A 20,435-nucleotide genomic window follows, 5' to 3' on the forward strand; every position below is an offset into this window, starting at 1 on the left:
GACGTAGACGGCGTGTTTGCGGAAGCCGTACCGGACGAGGCGGGCGTAGAGGGGAACGATGGCTCACCTCCGGGGAGTGAGGACACGGTCACGCGTCGTGTCGGGGAGCGGGCACGGGTCGGCCTTGGCGGAAGCCTGGAATTATCCGCCGGTGGGTCAGCGGTCCGCAACGCGATATAGGAAGCGCAGGCCCGTCCAGGTCTCGTCGATCGCCGCGACCTTGTTGTCGACCAGCCCGGCGGCCAGGCCGAAGTCGCGGACGAGGCGGTCCGACAGGTCGGTGGGGATGCCGGCGGCGGGTTTGATCCGGCAGATCCACAGGCCGCCGTTCCTGGCCAGCGCGGCCTTGGCCGACGGGAACGCGCGGTGCAGGGTGGCGACGTCGGGGCAGAAGAGCAGGACGACGTCGTACGGGGAGCGTGCGCCGGCGGGCGGGCCCTGCTCGTGGTGCACGGTGGCGGCGGGTTCGCCGAGGTCGAGGCCGGCGGGGGCGGCGAGGGCCAGAACCTGGTGTCCCGGCTTGATGCCGAGCTTGCGGGGGAGCGGAGTCCCCGAATATCCCGCCATATCCCCAGAGTCGCACAAGGCCGGAATATTCGCGTCAGGGATGAGATCCTTACTGGCCGGTAGAGCCATGGCGTTCCGGGAAGAAAAGGGGTGGAGGACCGTCATGCGCATCAACAAGGACGTGGCACCCGACTACCCCTTGAGCTGGCAGGCCAGGGCCCTGACCTCGGTCATGTGGGGCACCCTGAAGCCCGCCTCCTCGGTGCTGATGCGTCATCCGCTGGCCCTGATCGGCGCGGCCCGCCTGGGCGAGCTGGCGCAGCTGATGCCGCTGCGCCTTCCCGAGCACGCCGTCGTCGCGCCCGCCGAGGGGCCGGACTGCGGCGGCGAGTGGGTCCGCGCCGGCCGGGTGGACGAGCGCAAGGCGCTGCTCTACTTCCACGGCGGCGGCTACTTCTCGTGCTCGCCGCGTACCCACCGGCCCATCACCTGGCGGTTGTCGGCCGTGGCCCGGCGGCCGGTCCTCGCACTGGACTACCGGCAGGGGCCGGTGCACCCGCTGGCCGACTCCCTGGCCGACGCGCTGGACGCCTACGAGTGCCTGATGCGCAACGGGCACGCCCCCGAGGACATCGTCATCGCCGGGGACTCGGCGGGCGGGCACCTGACCCTGGCCACCCTGCTGGCGCTGCGCGACCGCGGCCTGCCGACGCCCGCCGCGGCGATCTGCCTGTCGCCGTGGACGGACCTGACCGACATCCCGCGCCGTGCCAATCGCTGGCACGACCCGATGTTGCCGGCGGGCCGGGTGCGGTGGCTGGCCCGCCACTGGACCTGCGGGCTCGATCCGTGGGACCCGCTCGTCTCGCCGGTGCACGGCGACTTCACCGGCCTGCCGCCGCTGATGATCGTCACCGGCTCCACGGAGGTGCTGCGGGACGAGGCCCGCCGGGTGGCCGAGCGGGCCCGGGAGGCGGGGGTGCCGGTGCGGTACGAGGAGTGGCGGCGCATGCCGCACGCGTTCCCGATCCTGGCCGACGTGCTGCCGGAGGCGCGGCTGGCCTTCCGGCACATGTCGGCGTTCCTGGAGGCGGTCGCGGCTCGTGCGGCGCGGCGGGGGGATTCGGCGGCGGCCTGACTGGGGCTGCTGTGTCGGGGTAGTTTGAGCAGATATTTCGCAGTTTGGGGTTGTACGTGGAGGAAGGCGGCCAGGCGTTGCGGTGGCCAGGCCCGTCAATCCCACTGTAAGGTTAGGTATACCTAACTAACATATGGGGGCTGAAGTGATGGCTGACAAGCCCACGGACCACCATCGGGGCGTCGTCCTGCGGACCGAGCGGCTCTCCCCGCACATGATCCGCATCGTGGTCGGCGGTGACGGCCTGCGCGACTTCGCCTGCCGCGGCCTCACCGACCATTACGTGAAACTCGTCTTCCCGCACGAAGGCGTGGACTACCCCGAGCCCTTCAGCGTCAAGAACGTGCGCGAGACCATGCCGCGCGAGCTCTGGCCGCGCCTGCGCACCTACACCGTGCGCGCCTGGGACCCCGACGCCCTCGAGCTGACCCTCGACTTCGTCCACCACGGGGACAAGGGCCTGGCCGGGCCGTGGGCCGCCGCCGCCGAGCCCGGTGACGTCGTGCTGATGCTGGGCCCCGGCGGCGGCTACGCGCCCGACCCCGGAGCCGCCTGGCACCTGCTGGTGGGTGACGAGAGCGCGCTGCCGGCCATCGCCGCCTCCCTGGAGGCGCTGCCCGACGGCGCCCTGGCCCACGTCCTGCTGGAGGTGGACGGCCCCGAGGACGAGCTGAAGCTCGGCACGGCCGCCGACGCGCGGATCGCCTGGCTGTACCGGGGTGCGCGGCCGGTCGGCCAGGCGCTGGTGGAGGCGGTGCGCGCGCTGGAGTTCCCCGAGGGGGACGTGCACGCGTTCGTCCACGGCGAGGCCGGTTTCGTCAAGGAGCTCCGCCGTCACCTGCGCCTGGAGCGGGGCGTGCCGATGGAGCGGCTGTCCATCTCGGGCTACTGGCGCATCGGCGTGGACGACGAGGGCTGGCGGGCGGTCAAGAACGACTGGAACCGCGAGGTCGAGGCCGACGAGGCCCGCGCCCTGGCCTCCTGACCCCTTTTCCGGACGAAAGCCCCTCAACCACAACAAGCCACTTCAGAACGTTCCATCCCAGCACTTACTAACCCTCCGGGCACGAACGCCTTACCTTCGATACCCCTTGCGCAAGACATGCGGAAAGGGCCCCCGGATGCCGCCACAGTGTGCCTTGCCGTGTCCCCCACAGGAGAGGCGAGACCCGGATGGCGCGTGGTGCGAGCGACATGCCTCCTGGCGTGCGACCGCTTACGGTGGGCGACCCCGTCGTCATCGGCCGGTACCTTCTCCTCGGCCGCCTGGGGACGGGCGGGATGGGAGTGGTGTACCTGGCCGAACACCCGCAAGGGGGCCTGGTCGCGCTCAAGACGCCGCACGCGGTACATCTCCACGATGCCACGTTGCGGGCGCGTTTCGCCGAGGAAGTGGCTTTCTCGCGGAGATTGGTGCCCTTCTGCACCGCCGCCGTCATCGAGGACGGCGTCGAGGACGGCCGTCCGTACCTGGTCACCGAGTACATTCCGGGGCCCGCGCTGTCCCAGGTGGTCAAGGCCGGGGGAGCGCTCACGCCCGACCTCGCCTACGGCGTGGCACTCGGCGTGGCCGCCGCGCTCGTCGCCGTGCACGAGGCCGGTCTGGTGCACCGCGACCTCAAGCCCGGCAACGTGCTGTTGTCGCCCGCGGGGCCGCGGGTCATCGACTTCGGCATCGCCCGCGACGTGGACACCCTCGCCGCCCACACCCAGGCCGGCCAGGTCATGGGCAGCCCTGGCTGGGTGGCGCCCGAGCGGCTGACCGGCGGCCCCGCCCTGCCCGCCTCGGACGTGTTCGCGTGGGGCTGCCTGGTGGCCTACGCCGCGAGCGGGCATCACCCGTTCGGCGGCGGCGAGGCCGACGTGCTGACCCGGCGCATCCTGTTCGACCCGCCGCGGCTCGACGGCGTGCCCGTCCTGCTGCGCCCGGCCGTGGAGGCGGCGCTGGCCAAGGACCCGGGCTCCCGTCCGGGATCGGCCGAGCTGCTGCGGGCGTTGCTGGCGTCCGGGGGAGTGGGCGATCCGTGGGACCTGCGCCGGGCGGTCTCCGACGTGCTGGACGGGAGCTGGGCCGAGGTGCCGTACCCGGCGGGCGGCGGGGCGGGCCGTCCGGTCGCGCCGGGGGCGGAGCCGGGCGGGTCCGAGCGCAGGCGCAGGCGCAGGGCCAAGGCGGGGGCGCAGCTGTCGCACGCCGGCTTCGCCGCGCTGGTGACGGTCTCGCTCGCGGCGGTCACCGTGATCGCGGCCTCCGGTGGGGACGCCCTGAGCCTCGGCGGCGGCTCGCTGCTGCCCGAGCCCGCGGTCGTGCAGCCGCAGGGCAGCGCCCGCACGACCGAGCCGCCCACGGCGACCCCCGGCGGCGTCCGGCCGTCCGTGCACGTGGCGCCCCCGGCGAGCGCGGCGAGCGCGGCGAGCGCCGCCACGCCGTCGGTGTCCGGGACGCGTTCCCGCACGCCGGGCGGGCACTTCGCGATCCTCACCCCCGACCCCGACCGGTGGCCCGACGACTTCCGCCGGTCCCGCCCGTCCCGTCCCGCTCGTCCGTCCGGCACGTCCGGGCCGGGCGATCTGGGCGATCCGGGCGGGGAGCAGCCCGGTCCGTGCGCAGGTCCGGCAGGTCGCCGCCGCGGGGGCGCGGGCCGCCGCGACTGCCCGCGGCCGTCGGGCTCGATCAGCACGATCCCCCAGGACGGCCCCGGCGAGTCGCCCGGCCCCACCGGCTCGGGCCCGGCCACCCCGACGGCCACCGGAGCGTCCTGACGGCGCATGCCTCATGATCGAGGTGAGCGGGGGAAGCGTGGTGACCCTCCCGCACCCGAGAGCGAGGCCGTACATGAGCTACTACGACATAGAGGGCAACCCCATCAGCCCGGCACGGGCGCAGGAGCTGCTGGCCGACCGCGCCCGCCGCACGATCGGCGACGACCGCGTCGGCACCGCCGCGGGAACGTTCCGCATCCGCACCCTGCACCTGGTGCTCGACCAGGCCGACGGCGGGACGGTGCCGCTGCTGTTCGAGTCGACCGTGCGCCTGTCGCCGCCCGGCGCCGATCCGGGGACGGGCGGCGAGGAGGTGCTCAGCCTGCACTGGTCCACCAGGCAGCAGGCCGAGGACGCGCACGCCCAGCTGGTCCGCGACATCACCGAGCGGCAGGACCTGCCGTCGTGGGCCCGGGAGGGCGGCTGAGCGCACCGCGGGCGTCGAAGAGAAAAGGGGCCGCGCCGGGCTGGGGGAGCCGGCGCGGCCCTTCGCCGGGGGAACCTTCCCATGCCCTGGAGGTGGCCGGCGAGATCAGGGGATCAGTGGTGGAACTGCTCCTCCTCGGTGGAGCCCTTGAGCGCGGTCGTCGAGGAGTCGGGCGCGACGGCCGTGCTGACCAGGTCGAAGTAGCCGGTGCCGACCTCGCGCTGGTGCCGGGTCGCGGTGTATCCGCGCGTCTCGGCGGCGAACTCGGCCTCCTGGAGCTCGACGTAGGCCGTCATGCCGTCGGTGGCGTAGCCCTGGGCGAGGTCGAACATCGAGTAGTTCAGCGAGTGGAAGCCGGCCAGCGTGATGAACTGGAACTTGTACCCCATGTGCCCCAGCTCGCGCTGGAACTTGGCGATCGTGGAGTCGTCCAGGTGCTTCTTCCAGTTGAACGATGGCGAGCAGTTGTAGGCCAGCATCTGGTCCGGGTAGCGGGCCTTGATCGCCTCGGCGAACTCGCGGGCCACGTCCAGGTCCGGCGTGCCGGTCTCCATCCACAGCAGGTCGGAGTAGGGGGCGTAGGCCAGGCCGCGGGCGATGCAGGAGTCCACGCCGTTGCGCACCCGGTAGAAGCCCTCGGCGGTGCGCTCGCCGGTGGTGAAGGCCTGGTCGCGCGGGTCCACGTCACTGGTCAGGAGCGTCGCGGCCTGTGCGTCGGTCCGCGCGACGATCAGTGAGGGGACGCCGCACACGTCGGCGGCCAGCCGCGCGGCGTTGAGCGTCTTGATGTGCTGGCCGGTCGGGATCAGCACCTTGCCGCCCAGGTGGCCGCACTTCTTCTCGGAGGCGAGCTGGTCCTCCCAGTGCACACCCGCGGCGCCGGCCGCGATCATGCCCTTCATCAGCTCGAACGCGTTCAGCACGCCGCCGAACCCGGCCTCGGCGTCGGCCACGATCGGCGCCAGCCAGTGCGGCGCGTCCGGCACGCCCTCCGACCAGGTGATCTGGTCGGCGCGCAGCAGCGCGTTGTTGATGCGGCGCACGACGGCGGGCACGGAGTTGGCCGGGTACAGGCTCTGGTCCGGGTAGGTCTGGCCGCCGAGGTTGGCGTCCGCGGCCACCTGCCAGCCGGACAGGTAGATCGCCTTCAACCCGGCCTTCACCTGCTGGACGGCCTGGTTGCCGGTCAGCGCGCCGAGGGCGTTGACGTAGTCCTCGGTGTGCAGCAGGTCCCACAGGCGCTCGGCGCCGAGCCGGGCCAGCGTGTGCTCCTCCTGGACGCTTCCCCGCAACCGGATCACGTCCTGCGCGCTGTACGTGCGCTCGACGCCCGCCCAGCGAGGGTCGTTCTGCCACTTGTCCTGCAGCTGCTCCGCAGCTCCCTTGAGGCGATCGTTCATCGTTCGCTCCTTTGTCGTCCCCTGGGGCTCACGTCGATGATCTGCCCGGACGCCGCAGGTCAACAGGCTCGAACGCGGAGAAGAATCGCCGAAGTTTCCCGCATGTGCATTACTCGTGGGTATTCAGATGAGAAGAAATCGCAAGTTTTCCTGTTGGCCTAGACCAATCCTCATCCCGAACCGCACGCGGCCCTCGCGTCCCGCTGCGACGCGCCCTGAGTGCCCAAAGGCTAGAAAATGGGCCGAATTTCTGTCTAAGATGCCTGTATGGCGTCCCTGCTAGGCGAAGAACCGCTGTCTTTGACGCAGGAGCTCGATCTGATCGCGTTCGGCCAGCGTCTGCGCCACCTGCGCAAACAGCGCGGCCTCACCCTGTCGGACCTGGGCTCGCGCGTCAGCAGGGCGCCCAGCCAGCTGTCGCTGCTCGAGAACGGCAAGCGCGAGCCCAAGCTCTCGCTGCTGAAGTCCCTGGCGACCGCTCTGGGCGTCCCCGTCGAGGAGCTGCTGCGCCGCCAGCCGCCCAACCGGCGCGCCCAGCTGGAGATCGCGCTGGAGGAGGCGCAGCGCGACCCCATCTACGCCGGTCTCGGCCTGCCCCGGCTCAAGGTCTCCGCGCGCGTGCCCAACGACGTCCTGGAACACCTGCTCGGCCTGTACGGCGAGCTGCGCGCCCGGCAGGCCCGCGGCACCGCCACCCCGGAGGAGGCCAGGGCCGCCAACGCCGAGCTGCGGCGCAGGCAGCGCGAGGTGGGCAACTACTTCCCCGACATCGAGAAGGCCGCGGCCGAGGCCCTCGACGCCGTCGGCTACCGCACCGGCGCCCTGTCCCAGAGCACGATCCAGGGCCTGGTCACGCACTTCGGCTACACCGTCCACACCGCCCAGGACCTGCCGCGGTCGGTGCGTTCCATCACCGACCTGCGCAACCGGCGCATCTACGTCAAACACGAGCAGCTCGGCATGCACACCCCGCGCACGATCCTGCTCCAGACGCTCGGGCACCTCGCGCTCGGCCACGGCAAACCGCGCGACTTCGCCGACTTCCTGCGCCAGCGCACCGAGGCCAACTACTTCGCCGCCGCCGTGCTCGTGCCCGAACGGGCCGCCGCTCCCTACCTCCAGGAGGCCAAGGCGGCGCGGGCGCTGTCGGTGGAGGACCTGCGGGACGTGTTCGCCGTCTCCTACGAGATGGCCGCTCACCGCTTCACCAACCTGGCCACCCACCACCTGGGCCTCGTCTGCCACTTCGTGCGCAACGACGCCGGCGGCACCATCTACAAGGCGTACGAGAACGACGGCATCGTCTTCCCCGCCGACGAGCAGGGGGCCATCGAGGGGCAGCGGATGTGCCTGCAGTGGTCGGGGCGGCAGGTGTTCGCCTCGCCCGACCGGTTCTCGGTGTTCTACCAGTATTCCGACTCGCCCACCGGCACCTATTTCTGCGTCGCGCACGTCGATCCCTCGCGGGAACGGGACTTCGCCATCACGCTGGGGGTGCCGTACCGGGAGTCGCGCTGGTTCCGGGGCCGGGAGACCACCAACCGCACCAAGTCCAGCTGCCCCAACGGCGACTGCTGCCGCCGTCCGCCCGCTGAGCTGGCCGAACGCTGGGAGGGCTACGCCTGGCCGTCCGCGCGGGCCAACTCGCACATCCTGGCCGCCCTGCCGCCCGGGTCGTTCCCCGGTGTGGACGAGGCGGACGTCTATACCTTCCTGGAGCGTCACGCCACCCTCGCATAAGCTGACAAGCGGGGGAACGGGGGAGGTGTCGCACATGCTGCCTGATGTGCGGAAATGGTGGCATCGCCGAACTTCGTGCGCCGCGGACTGGCCGCTGGACGACCTCGTGGCGGCCAAGGGGCGGACCACGGTGAGCGTGGTCCTGCCGGCCCGCGACGAACGGGAGACCGTGGGGGAGATCGTCCAGGTGATCCGGCGTGAGCTGGACGGCCTGGTGGACGAGCTCGTCGTCATCGACTCCTGCTCGGCCGACGACACCGCGCGCGTGGCGGCGCGGGCCGGGGCCGCCGTGCACGCCCAACGCGACATCCTGCCCGACCTGGCACCGCTGGAGGGCAAGGGCGAGGCGCTGTGGAAGTCGCTGGCGGTCACCTCCGGCGACGTGGTGGCCTTCGCCGACGCCGACATCAGGCACTTCCGCGCCTCGCTGGTCGCCGGGGTGCTAGGCCCGCTGCTCACCGATCCCACCGTCGCCTACGCCAAGGGCTGCTACGACCGCCCGCTGGACGGCGCTCCCAACGGCGGGGGCCGCGTCACCGAGCTGGTCGCCCGCCCGCTGATCAACCTGCACTGGCCCGAACTGGCCGGGTTCGTGCAACCTCTCGCCGGAGAGTACGCCGGCCGCCGCTCGGCCCTGGAACGCGTGCCGTTCCTGACCGGGTACGGGGTGGAGCTCGGCCTGCTCATCGACCTGCTGGACCTGGCCGGGCTCGACGGCCTGGCCCAGGTGGACCTGGGCTCGCGCGAGCACGCCCCGCAGTCGACGGAGGCGCTCGGGGGGATGGCGGCCCAGATCATGCTGGCCGCGTGGTCGCGGCTGCGGCGGCAGGGGAAGATCGAGGCCCGTCATGCGCCGGGGGCGGAGCTGGCCCAGTTCCGGCGGTGCGAGGACGGCCACGACGTCCTGACCCGCCAGGTCGCCATCGGGGAACGCCCCCCGATGCTCACCCTGCCCCGCCCCGACGTCCCAGCGCCTCCGTGAGGGTTGCGGCGCGCCGGGTGGCTGGTTCCGCCGTATCCGCTGCCCGGCCGCGCCGGGGGCGGCTGGGCGTGCGGCGCTACTTGAGGGCCGCTGTGACGAAGGCGCCGATCTGGTCGCGGAGGGCGTCGTGGTCGTCGGCGGCGTCGCCCAGGATGATCCGCCCGAGCTGCGGCATCATCGACGGGAACAGCGCGAGCCCGGTCAGCATGAACAACGTGCGCGACGTCGCCTTCGACGGCTCCTCGCCGCGCCCCTCGGCCAGCGAGGCGGCCTTGCGCGCACACCGCTCGACCCTGGCCTCCTGGCCGGGCAGCAGCTCCTGGCCGCGGTAGTTGAGCGCCTCCCACATGAGCAGCCGGACCAGGTCGGGATGGCGCCGGTAGTAGTCGGTCAGCCGGGCCACGTAGTCGACGGGGTCGGCGCCGGGCAGGGCGATCTGCGAGGTCAGGTCGTCGAGCGCCTCGTTGATGACGGCGTCGAACAACTTCTCCTTGTTGCCGAAATGCCCGTAGATGCGCTCTTTGTTGACGCCGGCACGCTCCGCGATGCGATCCACGCGCGCCCCCGCCACGCCGTACGCGGCGAACTCCTCGCGGGCGGCTTCGAGCAGGGCGGCCCGGGTGGCGGCGGTCGAGACCTTGGGTGACATGCCACCATTCTGCCACCAACAACTAGTTGGTTGAAAACCAACTAACTAGTTGACATCCAACTGGTTGGTTGGCTACCGTCCTCTGCCATGGCACTCACGCTTCCCCGTACGAAGGCCGCTCCGGCCGTCCGTACCGATTACGCCCGCTTCGGCCGCACCCTGTTGGCGTTCACCCTCACCGCGGTCCTGTGCAGCGGCCAGTTGTACATCGTGATCCCCCTGCTGTACGACATGGCGACCGGCTGGCACACCTCGCCAGGTGGCCTGACCTGGCTGGTCACCGCGTTCGGCGCCGGGTACGGCGTCGGGTTCCTGGTGTTCGGCCCCCTTTCCGACCGGTACGGCCGCCGCCGCCTGCTGCTGGCCGGTCTGCCGCTTGCCGCGCTGACCAGCGCATTGGTCGCATTGAGCCCGAACGTCGAGGTGGCCCTGGTGGTGCGGGCCCTGCAGGGGGTGGCCGTGGCGATGTTCCCGCCCGCCGGCATGGCCTACCTGGCCGAACGTCTTGAGCCCCGGCGCCGCGTGGTCGCCATCGCCGCGGTGACCGGCGCTTTCCTGGCCTCGGCCGTGTTGTTGCAGGTCGCCGCGCAGGTGCTGGTCGAGACGATCGGCTGGCGGGGGCTGTTCCTGCTGTCGGCCGCCGGTTTCGCCCTCGCCGGCCTCGGCCTGCGCGCCGTCATGCTGCCCGACCTGCCGCGCGAGGCGGCCGGGTCGCTGCTGTCGGCCTACCGCGCGGTGCCCGGTCTGCTGTTCGACCGGGTGCTCGCGCTGCGCTATCTGGCCACGGTCATGCTGATGGCCGGGTTCGTCGCCGTCTACACCGGGTTGCAGATCTACGGCGTCACGTCCGCCGCCGACCTGCTCACGTTGCGCGCCTCCGGACTGCCCTCGATCGTGCTGATGCCGGTGCTCATGCCGTGGCTGGCCCGGATCCCCACCACGGCCAGGGCCGCCGCGTTCCTGGCCGTGGGCGCGCTCGCCCTGGCGGCCGTCGCGTTCAGCGGAGCCGGCGCCCTCGGCCTGCTCCTCCTGCTGGCCGTCTACGTCGCCGCCATCACCGGCGGCCTGCCCAGCATGAACGAGGCCATCTCCGCCCAGGCCGGACCGGCCCGCGGCACGGCGCTCGCCCTGTTCTCCTTCGCCCTGGCCGTCGGGGGCAGCGTCGGCCCGCAGCTCGCGGCCGCTTTCGGCGGGTTCAACCCGCTGGTGTACGGCCTGGCGATCGGCATGGGCCTGGCCGCCCTGGCCGTCCTCACCTCCGCCCACCGCGCCACCCGTACCACCCGCTGACCCACCCCACCCTCCTCAACCCGCCCCTCCCTCCGGAGCCACCCCGCCCTCAGGCCCCCACTGGACGCCGGCCCGGCACTGCCGCTCGGCGTCTGATGGGGGCCGAGTGGCGAGAGGCGGTCAGCGGGTCGTGACGAGGCCGCCGAGCGACAGGTCGGGGCGGTCGACCTGCACGTCGGGCAGCAGCCACGACGTGTCGAGCGCCACCGTGTCATTGAGCGCCCGCGCCAGAGGGTTGAGCGCGCCGAGCAGCGACTCGCAGCCGCCGTCCATGGAATGGGCCAGCGAGCACAACCACATCGCTACGTCGTCGGTCTGGCCGTTGAGGTTGAACCGGGCCCGGAACGTCGCGCTCACGGGGTCGTAGGCGTTGTTCGCGTTGTTCAGGGCGAGCGGCGCGGTGTCGAGGAACGTGCCGATGGACGCGCGCTGACGTACCAGCAGGGTGGTGAGGTGGGCGAGCTCGCGGGTGTTGGCGGCGATCTCACCCCTGTTGTCCTCGACGAAGTCGGCGACCTGGGTGAGCGTGGAGGACAGCTGACCCAGCACCGCGCGCAGCTCCTCGCGCTCGCCGTCGAGTTGCGCCGACACGCCCGCCAGGTCCTTCATGAACGCCCGGATCCGCGCGTCGTCGCGGGCCATCGCCCCGGTGATCGTGGCCAGGTCGCGGACGGTCTGAGCCAGGTCGTCGCCGTCGCCGGCCAGGACGGAGGCCGCGTCGGACAGGCCCCGCACGGTGGCCCCCACCGTCTCGCCCTGCCCGCCGAACGTGCCCGCCGAGACCCGCAACAACCGCGCCAGCGCCCCCCGCTCATCCGCCGTCACCCCACCCGGCCCCGGCCGAGGCGGACCGAGCCCCGGCGAGCCGGACCGGGTGGAGCCGGAGACCGGTGGGGCGAGGGCCGCGGCGAGTCGGTCGTAGCCGCGTAACGCCTCGTCGATCTCGACCGGCGAGCGGGTACGGCCGAGCGTGCCGCCGTCCTGGAGCACGGGCCCGCCCCGGTACGGCGGCGTGAGCTGCACGAACCGATCGGCGATCAGCGACCGCGCCACGATGACCGCCTGCGCGCCCGCCGGGACCTTGCGCCCGGCGTCGAGCGCCAGCTCCACCCGGACCTGCGCGCCCGCCGGGCTGACCGCGGTGACCCGCCCGACCCGCACCCCGAGAACCCGGACGTCGGACCCCGGATACAGCCCCACGGCGGCGTCGAAGGAGGCGACGGCGCGCACGCCCGCACCCGGCCTGAGCAGCAGATACGCCGCCCCCAGCACGAGGACGGCGAGAAGTGCGGCGAGCCGGCGGTCCATCGGCCTTCCTCGATCGACATGGGCGTACGGTTACCGGAACATTACCGTGAGTCGCCGGACCGTCGCACCTTCCGGCCGAGCCCTACTCGCCGGTAGGGTGTTACCGACGGTAACAAGGGAACGGCCAGGGAGTGGACGCGATGACCGGGTTCTGTCCGGAGCTCAGTGACGACGTGATCGAGGTGCGTGACTGGGTCCACGCGTTCGCCCGCGACGTGATCCGCCCCGCGGGCGCCGAATGGGACGAACGCGAGCAGACCCCCTGGCCCGTCATCCAGGAGGCCGCCAAGATCGGCCTGTACTCGCTGGACTTCTTCGCCACCCAATGGTTCGAGCAGAGCGGCTTGGCGCTGCCGGTGGCGTTCGAGGAGATCTTCTGGGGGGACGCCGGCATCGGCCTGTCCATCGTCGGGACCGGCCTGGCCGCCGCGGCGCTGTCCGCGAACGGCACGCCGGAGCAGCTGGGGGAGTGGCTGCCGCAGATGTTCGGCACGGAGAACGACGTCAAGCTGGGCGCCTTCTGCGCCTCCGAGCCCGACGCCGGCTCCGACATCGGCGCCATCCGCACCCGCGCCGTGCACGACAACGGCGACTGGGTGCTGAACGGCGTCAAGACCTGGGCCACGAACGGCGGCATCGCCGACGTGCACGTGGTCGTCGCCTCGGTGGACCCGTCACTGGGCACCCGCGGGCAGGCCAGCTTCGTCGTCCCGCCCGGCACGCCGGGCCTGTCGATGGGGCAGAAGTTCCGCAAGCACGGCATCCGCGCCTCGCACACCGCCGAGGTGATCCTCGAGGACGTGCGCGTGCCGGGCTCGTGCCTGCTGGGCGGCAAGGAGAAGCTGGACGCCCGCCTGGCCAGGGTCCGCAACGGCGAACGCGCCGGCGAGCAGGCCGCGATGCGCACGTTCGAGACCACCCGACCGTCGGTCGCCGCGATGGCCGTCGGCATCGCCCGCGCGGGCTTCGAGTACGCCCGGGACTACGCTCGCGAACGCGAGCAGTTCGGCCGCAGGATCGGCGACAACCAGGCGATCGCGTTCCTGCTCGCCGACATGGCGACCCGCGTTGACGTGGCCCGCCTGCTGACCTGGCGCGCCGCCTGGATGGCCCGCAACGGCAGGCCGTTCGAGCAGGCCGAGGGGTCGATGTCGAAGCTGGTGGCGGGCGAGACGGCGGTGTGGGTGACCGAACAGGCGATCCAGATCCTCGGCGGCGCCGGCTACACCAGGGAACACCCGGTGGAACGTTTCCACCGCGACGCCAAGATCTACACCATCTTCGAGGGCACGTCGGAGATCCAGCGCCTCATCATCGGCCGCGCCGTCACCGGCCTGCCGGTCCGCTGAGGACGTCTGTTCACCCGGGACGACGGAGCCGGCCACCGGTGGTCCGGAAGTGCGGACAACCGGTGAGGATCGGCGAACGGCGGCCGGACCGGGGAGAACGCCTGGAACCTGTTCTCCCCACGTGCCGGAGCAGGGGTCACTTCGGCTGCCAGCGACAGATCTTCTTGGTGGTGAGGGTCGCGCCGATGCGGGCGTAGAAGCGTTGGGCGGCGACGTTGGCCTCGCCCACCTCCCAGCGGATCACCTTGCCGTCGGCGGCTTCGGCCGCGGCCTGCATCAGCTGTTCGCCCACGCCGTCGCCGCGTTCGGCGCCGGTCACGTACAGGTCGTCCAGGGCGAGGTAGTCCTGGCCGGACCAGAAGCTGATGCGCTCCAGCCAGGAGACGTAGCCGACGGCCCGGCCGCTCCGCTCGGCGATCAGGTAGGTGATCTCCGGGCGGGCGAGCAGCCGCTCCAGGTCCTCGACGCCTACGGTGACGGCCGAGGACTGGCCTTGGTGTTCGGCCAGGCCGCGCATGAGGTCGTGCACGATGGCGGCGTCTTCGGGCGTGGCACGACGGATCGTTGTCACAGTGATCCCTTCCGGGGTTCAGGAGCGGGGTGGTGTGTTTCAGGTCCGCTCGCCGTCTGCTGGGCGAGCTTGGGCGTGGTGGGGGAGTCGCCGGCGGCGCAGGGGGGTCGACGAGCCGCCGTGGCGCCGGCAACCAGGCGGTCCCCGCTCACTGAGAGCCGGCTTGCGCCGCAGGTGACGGGCGGCCGGGCGTTACCAGCGCCGCGACGGCCGCGCCGACCGCCGATGCGATCGCGGCCACGGTGAATCCGCTGGTGAAGCCGTTCAACGTGGTCCCGGCCAGGCTCGCGGCTGCGACGCTGGAGATGACGGCGGCTCCGATGGACGCGCCGAACTCGTGGAAGGTGCTCACGATGCCGGAGGCGATCCCGGCCTCGTGGGGCGCCACCTGACCGAGGGCGGTCGCCGAGGCGATGACGAACATCGCGCCGGTGCCCGCCGCCGCGACGGCCACGCCTGCCACGACGCTGACGACGTTCGTCGAGAAGGCCGGTACGGCCATGCCGATCGCCGCGACCGTCAGACCGGCGACGGCCAGGGCGCGCCCGCCCCACCGGCCGAGCAGCCGTCCGGTCAGGTTGGCGCCGAGCATCGTCGCCACCGCGACCGGCAGGAACAGCAGCCCGGCCCGCAGCGCGCCGTAGCCCAGAGCGTGCTGGAAGTAGAAGGTTCCCAGGAAGAACACAGCGATCATCAGTGCCGTGGCCATCAGGATGAGGAAGGCCCCGACCGCCACGGGTCGCCGGGCGAGCAGTCGCACGTCCATCAGGGGCGAACGCGCCCGCCTCTGCCACAGCACGAACAGCACGTAGCCCACGGCAGCCGCGAGCACGAGCCACCCGGTGAGCGCGCTGAGCCATCCCTTCTCGCCGGCGGCGATGAGTGCGTAGATCAACGACCCGCTGGCGGACGTCACCAAGATCGCACCAAGGACGTCCAGCCGGGGCCGGGAGGCGGTCGAAGGCGTACGCGCCGGGAGGAGTACGGCGAGGACCACGGCGATCACCAGGCCGATGGGCACGTTGACGTAAAACACCCACGACCAGCCGGGTCCGGCGGTGAGCAGACCGCCGAGGAGCACGCCGAGCGCGGCACCGCCGCCGCCGAGCGCGGACCAGACGCCGAGGGCCTTGTTCCGCTCCTCTCCGTCGAACAGGGCGACCACCAGCGACAGCGCCGCGGGCGACAGCAGCGCGGCCCCGACGCCCTGTGCCACCCGACCGGCGAGCAGCGTGCCCGCCGACCCGGCCAACCCTGTGACCAGCGACGCGACGCTGAACAGCAACAGGCCGGCGATCACGATCCGCTTGGCGCCCAGCAGGTCCGTGATGCGGCCGCCGAGCAGCATGAGCCCGCCGAAGGTGAGCGTGTAGGCGCTGACTGTCCAGGTCAGCGCCTCGCGACTGAGGGCGAGGTCCGTTTCCATGTGCGGCAGCGCGATGGCGACGACGGTGACGTCCAGGATCAGCATGAGCTGGGCCACGCCGAGGAAGCCGAGGATGCGCCACCGGGCCGGCAGTGGCTCGTGGAGCTCTGCCTGGTGCACTGCAGGTCGGGTCATCAAATCCTCCAGTTGCTATCTCGTATGTCCATATACGAGTTCTGCTGGGACACTATAAGCCGTATACGCGTATACGAGATAGGGTGGGGGCATGGCTGCATCTCCTGCGCGCTCCAGGCGCCGCGTCGATGCCGAGCGCAGCATCGCCCGCATCGTGTCCGCGGCACGCGAACTGATGCGCTCGGACCCGCATGCGACCACCGACGACATCGCCCGGGCCGCCGGCGTCGGGCGGATGACCCTGTACGGACATTTCCGGACCCGGGCCGACCTCATCGAGGCGGCACTGGTCGAGGCGCTGCGAGACGGCGACGAGCTCCTGGCCTCCGTCGACCTGACAGGCGACGCGCGCGAAGCCATGGGGCGTCTGCTGGCGTCCAGCTGGGAGTTGGTGGCCGAATCAGCGGCCCTGCTGGCCGCCGCCGAAGGAGTCCTGCCCGCGGGACGGGTCCGGGAGCTGCACGCCGAACCCGCCCAGCGCATGGCCGAACTCGTCCACCGTGGCCAGGATCAAGGCGTCTTCCGTACCGACCTGCCCGCCGCCTGGCTGGTGAGCCTCACCCACTACATCCTGCACGGCGCGGCGAACGAGGTACGCCAAGGACGCCTGGCCCGGAACGATGCCGCCGAAACGGTCACGAAGTCCATCCAATCGGTACTGGCCGCGCCGGTTCCGGGGTGAGGTGGCGGACCTCGTGGACGAGGTTCAGAGCAGTTGTGCCTGTACGAATCCGGCGAGCAGCACAGCGAAGCCGCCGACGCTCTGGCCCATCGTGAGAAGCGGTGAGCGGGCTCGGTGCCCCTCTCTGTCGTGGGCGTGCCGGGCGGTCAGGCGGCTTGCCAAGGTAAAGAATTCGTGGGTAAAACGCCGGTCTGACAGGCGTTTTCGAAGCGCTTCTTCCAAGTTGGCTTGTACTGCTCTATGCCATTCACATACCTTCAATGTCAGTTACGACGTAGGCCCGGTGAGCATCCGCGCCACAGTACGTCCCGACCATTGCCGAGACCGCGTCTGATCTGCGTGAACACGTAGAACGGCGTGGCCGCCGAATCCGCTCTGACAAACACGCGGAACCGGGGACCCACATTCTGTGGGGTGAATCGGTGCACCTCCCGCGAGGGCATCCGTAGGGCACTTCCACGCCCGAACCCGTCAGCTAACCCGGTAGGCGGAATGGAAGCAAGGAGCAATACCTCTTCATGACCATCAACGCCTTCACCCGTGCCCTTAAGCCCGCCGCCCGCCTCGTGCTCGGCGTGAGCGTCGCTGCCGGTGCGGCTCTGGTCGCAGGCCCGGTCTTCGCCGATCAGGCGTCCGGCGCGCGTTCCGCCACCGTCGCCTCGCACAGCGTCGAGCAGAAGACCGCCGGGCAGGTGAGCGCGCAGTCGGTGCTGAAGATCGCCGAGTCGCAGATCGGCGTGTCCGAGAACGCCGCGGGCGGCGGCACCCCGTTCCACAGCTGGTACATGTCCTCGCCGCGGGCGAAGGAGACCATGGCCCGCGACGGCGGCAGCCTGCAGTCCTACGCCAACGCCCCGTGGTGCGCGATGTTCGTCTCCTGGGTGGGCGAGAAGGCCGGCGCTCGGTCCACCGTCGGCTGGGACGCCTACACCGTCACCTACGCCAAGTGGTTCGAGGCCAACAAGCGCTGGGGGAACGAGGCCAAGCCGGGCGCCGTCGTCTTCTACTCCTGGGACGACAAGTCCGTCGAGAGCATCGACCACGTGGGCCTGGTGAAGCAGGACAACGGCGACGGCACGATCACCGCGATCGAGGGCAACACCGGCAACGGCAAGGTCGAGCAGCGCATCCGGCCCAAGTCCCAGGTCGTCGGGTACGGCTACCCGCAGTACAAGGCCTGACGGCAGGCCGAGGACTCCTCTCCGTGCGATGGTGAGGGCAACGGAAGTGGCGCAGGGCGAGGCCCTGCGCCACTTTCCCGTGTCGCGGGAGCAACGCCGTGAGACCGGCGCCCTCGCGCCGTCCCAGCTCATGCTTCGAAGCAGCGCAGTACGGCGTCGACCATGGCCAAGGCGGCCGGATGGCGGTACCACGCAGAGCCGGTTGTAGGGCGGAGTGGCCGGGTCCAGCAGGGGCTCTTGGGCCGGCTCGATGAACGGCGATGTCAGAGCGACGATCTTCGCCGGCGCCGCGGGCTCGCCGAGCCTACTCGGCGTGCTCGACCGCGGTTTTCGGGAGCGCGAGCAGCACGACGGCCGTGACCAGGTAGAGCACGGCGGAGACGACCAGGACGACGCCGAGCGCGTGGCTGTAGTCGGGCAGCGCCGGCGCTCCGGTGGCTGAACCGGCGACGGAGGTGAAGAAGATCGTGCCGAGCACGGCGATGCCGGCGGCGCCGCCGATCTGGTTGACGGTGGACAGCACCCCGCCCGCGGCGCCCGCGTCGCGTCCGGGGACGCCGGCGAGGACGACGTTGACGAGAACGGGTGCGGCGAGACCGAGCCCGAGGCCACCGATGAAGAGTGCGAGGGCGAGGAGCCAGTATCCGGGATCGGTGCCGTCCTCGACGACGGCCCACAGGACGAGCTGAGCGGCCGCGATGGTGAGCGAGCCGGCGACCAGGAGCGTTCTGCCCGCCTTGGCGGCGAGCGCGACGCCGAGGCCGGAGGTGATGATCGAGCCGAGCGCGTACGGAAGGATCACCAGGCCGGTCTCCCACGCGGTCCGGCCGGTCCCGTTCTGGAGGTAGACCGACAGGGTGAGAAAGTACGCGCCGATGCCACCGAAGAACAGCACCGAGGCGCTCAGGCCGACGGTGAAGGCGCGGATTCTCAGCAGAGCCGGGTCGAAGACGGGTTCGTCTCCGCGTGCGGTGAGGCGGCGCTCGTGGGCGAGGAAGATCGCGAGCACGACGACTCCGGCCGCGAGGAGGGCGTAGCCGGCCCAGGTCCACCCCCATGTCCCTGTCTGGATGATCGGCAGCAGCAGGAGCAGGATGCCCGTGGCCGCGAGGAGCGCGCCTGGGAGGTCCAGGCGCGCGGTGGAGGCGGAGCGGGACTCCGGCAGCACCTTCGCGCCGACGACGAGTGCCAGGATCGAGACGGGCACGTTGATCCAGAAGACCGTGCGCCAGCCCAGGCCGAACAGGTCGGCATCGACGAGCAGCCCGCCCAGCAGCGGACCGGCGACCGAGGCGAGGCCCTGGACCGCTCCGTAGGCGCCGAACGCCTTGACCCGCTCGCCAGGAGCGAATGAGGCCCGGATGATCCCGAACACCTGCGGGACCATGATCCCGGCGGTCAGTCCCTGTCCGGCCCGCATGCCGATGAGCATCCCCGGATCGGCGGCCAGCGCGCACAGCGCCGAGGTGACCAGGAATCCGGCCAGCCCGATCAGGAACAGCCGCTTGCGGCCGTACTGGTCACCGAGTCGTCCACCGGTGATCAGGCCCGCGCCCAGGGCGAGGGTGTAGGCGGCGATCGTCCATTGGATCTGAGCGTCGCCGGCGCCCAGGTCCCGCGCCATCGCCGGGGCCGCGACGGTGACGATCGTCGCGTCGAGCAGGTCCATGAACGAACCGAAGAGCACGACCAGCAGCGCCGCGGTCGCGCCGCCGCCGGTGATGAGTGTCGGAGAAGCCTCAGGGGTGACAGCGCCCTCGCGGGTACGCGGTGAATCGGTCATGCCGGCCACCATCTCCGGCATAGTTGCCATCGAGTGACCGCTATCGGTGAGAGAGTAGGAGGAATCATGGCTGCCACCTCCGCGCGGACGCTCAAGCTGCTGTCGATCTTCGGGATCGGTTCGACCCTGACCGCCGAGGACCTGGCCACCCGGCTCGGAACGTCGGTGAGAACCGTACGCCGCGACATCGAAACGCTCCGGGACCTCGGGTACGAGATCGAGGCCGTCCGCGGAGCGGGTGGGGGATACCGGCTCGGCCGGGCCACCCGCCTGCCGCCGGTCGTGTTCGACGAGGACCAGGCCGTGGCCGCCGCCGTCGCGCTCCAGACTGTGCCGACGGTCCTGTCCGGCATCCGCGAGAACGCGGCCCGCGCTCTCGCCACGCTGCACCAGGCGATGCCCGCGCGCAGCCGCCGGCACGCCGAGGCGTTCACCGTCTCCTCCGCCCGCAACTACTGGGAGTTCCCCGCGCCGCCGATCGACGCCGAGGTCGTCCGCGCCGTCGGCAGCGCGATCAACCGGCGGCACCTCGTCCGGGTGAACTACACCGGCGACGGCGAACCCGTCACGCTCACCCTGGAGCCGCACGACCTCGTGGTCTGGGCCGCGCGCTGGTACCTGGTCGCGTTCGACCCCGATGCGGACCGATGGCGCGCGATGCGCATGGATCGCATCACAGCCCACCTGCCCACGCACACCCCCTTCGACCGGCGTGACGTCCCGCACGGCGATCCCGTCGCCTTCGTCATGACGGCACCCGACCGGGGAGACGCCGCCGCCGCATGGCCATGCGGCGGCTCGGCCACCCTCGCCCTGCCCGCCTCCACCGTCGCCCGGTTCGCCCCCGGCGGATCGACGGTCGAACACCGCACCGAGAGCACGTGCCGGCTCACGCTCGGCGCATGGTCATGGCCAGGACTGGCAGGACTGCTCCTCACCTTCGACGCCGACCTCACCGACATCGAACCGGCCGAACTCCGGCAAGCCCTGCACTCCCTGCGCACCAGAATCAGCAGGGGACTCGGATCCGCCACGGGTACGGCGCAATGAGGTGGGACGCCGCCGGCAGGTGACCCCTCCGAGGCCGGGCCGGTGGTCCTGTCTATG

The 20,435-nt window shown here is 71.5% G+C and carries 18 protein-coding genes and 1 riboswitch; of the genes, 11 read left to right on the forward strand and 7 right to left on the reverse strand.

Features of this window, described 5'->3' with window-relative positions; all coding sequences use genetic code 11:
* Positions 1–156: 156 nt before the first annotated feature.
* Complete coding sequence (locus ACFYYW_RS05100; RefSeq protein ID WP_387645241.1) at positions 157–567, reverse strand: hypothetical protein; 411 nt, start codon at positions 565–567, stop codon at positions 157–159.
* A 103-nt stretch (positions 568–670) separates the two neighbouring features.
* Between ACFYYW_RS05100 and ACFYYW_RS05105 the strand changes: the two genes are divergently transcribed.
* From ACFYYW_RS05105 to ACFYYW_RS05120, 4 genes are all read left to right on the forward strand, one after another.
* Entirely contained in the window at positions 671–1,645 is a 975-nt protein-coding gene (locus tag ACFYYW_RS05105) for an alpha/beta hydrolase (RefSeq protein WP_387645244.1), read from the forward strand.
* A gap of 148 nt (positions 1,646–1,793) precedes the next feature.
* On the forward strand, positions 1,794–2,630 hold the full coding sequence (locus tag ACFYYW_RS05110; RefSeq protein WP_387645247.1) for a siderophore-interacting protein: 837 nt from the start codon (positions 1,794–1,796) through the stop codon (positions 2,628–2,630).
* Positions 2,631–2,851: 221 nt separating this feature from the next.
* Positions 2,852–4,405 (forward strand): serine/threonine-protein kinase, encoded by a 1,554-nt coding sequence (locus ACFYYW_RS05115; RefSeq protein ID WP_387645250.1) that lies wholly within the window; start codon positions 2,852–2,854, stop codon positions 4,403–4,405.
* A gap of 73 nt (positions 4,406–4,478) precedes the next feature.
* Entirely contained in the window at positions 4,479–4,832 is a 354-nt protein-coding gene (locus tag ACFYYW_RS05120; RefSeq protein WP_352351545.1) for a hypothetical protein, read from the forward strand.
* Positions 4,833–4,945: 113 nt separating this feature from the next.
* Here the strand turns inward: ACFYYW_RS05120 and aceA are convergent, their stop codons facing one another.
* A complete protein-coding gene (gene aceA / locus ACFYYW_RS05125; RefSeq protein ID WP_364389771.1) occupies positions 4,946–6,232 on the reverse strand; it encodes an isocitrate lyase in 1,287 nt (428 codons plus the stop codon).
* A 267-nt stretch (positions 6,233–6,499) separates the two neighbouring features.
* On the opposite strand from aceA, the gene ACFYYW_RS05130 reads away from it, so the two are divergent.
* Both ACFYYW_RS05130 and ACFYYW_RS05135 read left to right on the forward strand, forming a co-directional pair.
* The gene (locus tag ACFYYW_RS05130) at positions 6,500–7,972 is read left to right on the forward strand and encodes a helix-turn-helix domain-containing protein (RefSeq protein ID WP_352351541.1); all 1,473 of its coding nucleotides are present in this window, start codon (positions 6,500–6,502) and stop codon (positions 7,970–7,972) included.
* Positions 7,973–8,006: 34 nt separating this feature from the next.
* Positions 8,007–8,954, forward strand: coding sequence for a glucosyl-3-phosphoglycerate synthase (locus ACFYYW_RS05135; RefSeq protein WP_387645254.1), 948 nt, complete (start codon positions 8,007–8,009; stop codon positions 8,952–8,954).
* A 76-nt stretch (positions 8,955–9,030) separates the two neighbouring features.
* On the opposite strand, the gene ACFYYW_RS05140 is transcribed toward ACFYYW_RS05135, so the two are convergent.
* The gene (locus ACFYYW_RS05140; RefSeq protein WP_352329063.1) at positions 9,031–9,603 is read right to left on the reverse strand and encodes a TetR family transcriptional regulator; all 573 of its coding nucleotides are present in this window, start codon (positions 9,601–9,603) and stop codon (positions 9,031–9,033) included.
* 87 nt (positions 9,604–9,690) lie between these two features.
* On the opposite strand from ACFYYW_RS05140, the gene ACFYYW_RS05145 reads away from it, so the two are divergent.
* Complete coding sequence (locus tag ACFYYW_RS05145) at positions 9,691–10,893, forward strand: MFS transporter (RefSeq protein WP_387645258.1); 1,203 nt, start codon at positions 9,691–9,693, stop codon at positions 10,891–10,893.
* A gap of 120 nt (positions 10,894–11,013) precedes the next feature.
* Here the strand turns inward: ACFYYW_RS05145 and ACFYYW_RS05150 are convergent, their stop codons facing one another.
* Positions 11,014–12,201: an MCE family protein gene (locus ACFYYW_RS05150; protein WP_387645261.1), complete on the reverse strand. Its 1,188-nt coding sequence runs from the start codon at positions 12,199–12,201 to the stop codon at positions 11,014–11,016.
* Positions 12,202–12,341: 140 nt separating this feature from the next.
* Between ACFYYW_RS05150 and ACFYYW_RS05155 the strand changes: the two genes are divergently transcribed.
* Entirely contained in the window at positions 12,342–13,550 is a 1,209-nt protein-coding gene (locus tag ACFYYW_RS05155; protein WP_358292788.1) for an acyl-CoA dehydrogenase family protein, read from the forward strand.
* A 136-nt stretch (positions 13,551–13,686) separates the two neighbouring features.
* On the opposite strand, the gene ACFYYW_RS05160 is transcribed toward ACFYYW_RS05155, so the two are convergent.
* Positions 13,687–14,121, reverse strand: coding sequence for a GNAT family N-acetyltransferase (locus tag ACFYYW_RS05160; RefSeq protein WP_387645265.1), 435 nt, complete (start codon positions 14,119–14,121; stop codon positions 13,687–13,689).
* Positions 14,122–14,269: 148 nt separating this feature from the next.
* On the reverse strand, positions 14,270–15,682 hold the full coding sequence (locus ACFYYW_RS05165) for an MFS transporter (RefSeq protein ID WP_387645268.1): 1,413 nt from the start codon (positions 15,680–15,682) through the stop codon (positions 14,270–14,272).
* A gap of 91 nt (positions 15,683–15,773) precedes the next feature.
* Between ACFYYW_RS05165 and ACFYYW_RS05170 the strand changes: the two genes are divergently transcribed.
* Together ACFYYW_RS05170 and ACFYYW_RS05175 are read left to right on the forward strand one after the other, a co-directional pair.
* Positions 15,774–16,364 (forward strand): TetR/AcrR family transcriptional regulator, encoded by a 591-nt coding sequence (locus tag ACFYYW_RS05170; RefSeq protein WP_387645271.1) that lies wholly within the window; start codon positions 15,774–15,776, stop codon positions 16,362–16,364.
* Positions 16,365–16,716: 352 nt separating this feature from the next.
* A riboswitch (cyclic di-AMP (ydaO/yuaA leader) is annotated at positions 16,717–16,869 on the forward strand.
* A 13-nt stretch (positions 16,870–16,882) separates the two neighbouring features.
* Positions 16,883–17,545: a CHAP domain-containing protein gene (locus tag ACFYYW_RS05175; protein ID WP_387645273.1), complete on the forward strand. Its 663-nt coding sequence runs from the start codon at positions 16,883–16,885 to the stop codon at positions 17,543–17,545.
* A gap of 304 nt (positions 17,546–17,849) precedes the next feature.
* Here ACFYYW_RS05175 and ACFYYW_RS05180 read toward each other — a convergent pair whose 3' ends face one another.
* Positions 17,850–19,328: an MFS transporter gene (locus ACFYYW_RS05180; protein ID WP_387645276.1), complete on the reverse strand. Its 1,479-nt coding sequence runs from the start codon at positions 19,326–19,328 to the stop codon at positions 17,850–17,852.
* Between the two features lie 66 nt (positions 19,329–19,394).
* On the opposite strand from ACFYYW_RS05180, the gene ACFYYW_RS05185 reads away from it, so the two are divergent.
* A complete protein-coding gene (locus ACFYYW_RS05185; RefSeq protein WP_387645279.1) occupies positions 19,395–20,378 on the forward strand; it encodes a helix-turn-helix transcriptional regulator in 984 nt (327 codons plus the stop codon).
* Positions 20,379–20,435: the final 57 nt, after the last annotated feature.

The organism is Nonomuraea sp. NPDC001831 (assembly GCF_042892035.1).
In the GTDB taxonomy this organism is placed as follows: domain Bacteria; phylum Actinomycetota; class Actinomycetes; order Streptosporangiales; family Streptosporangiaceae; genus Nonomuraea.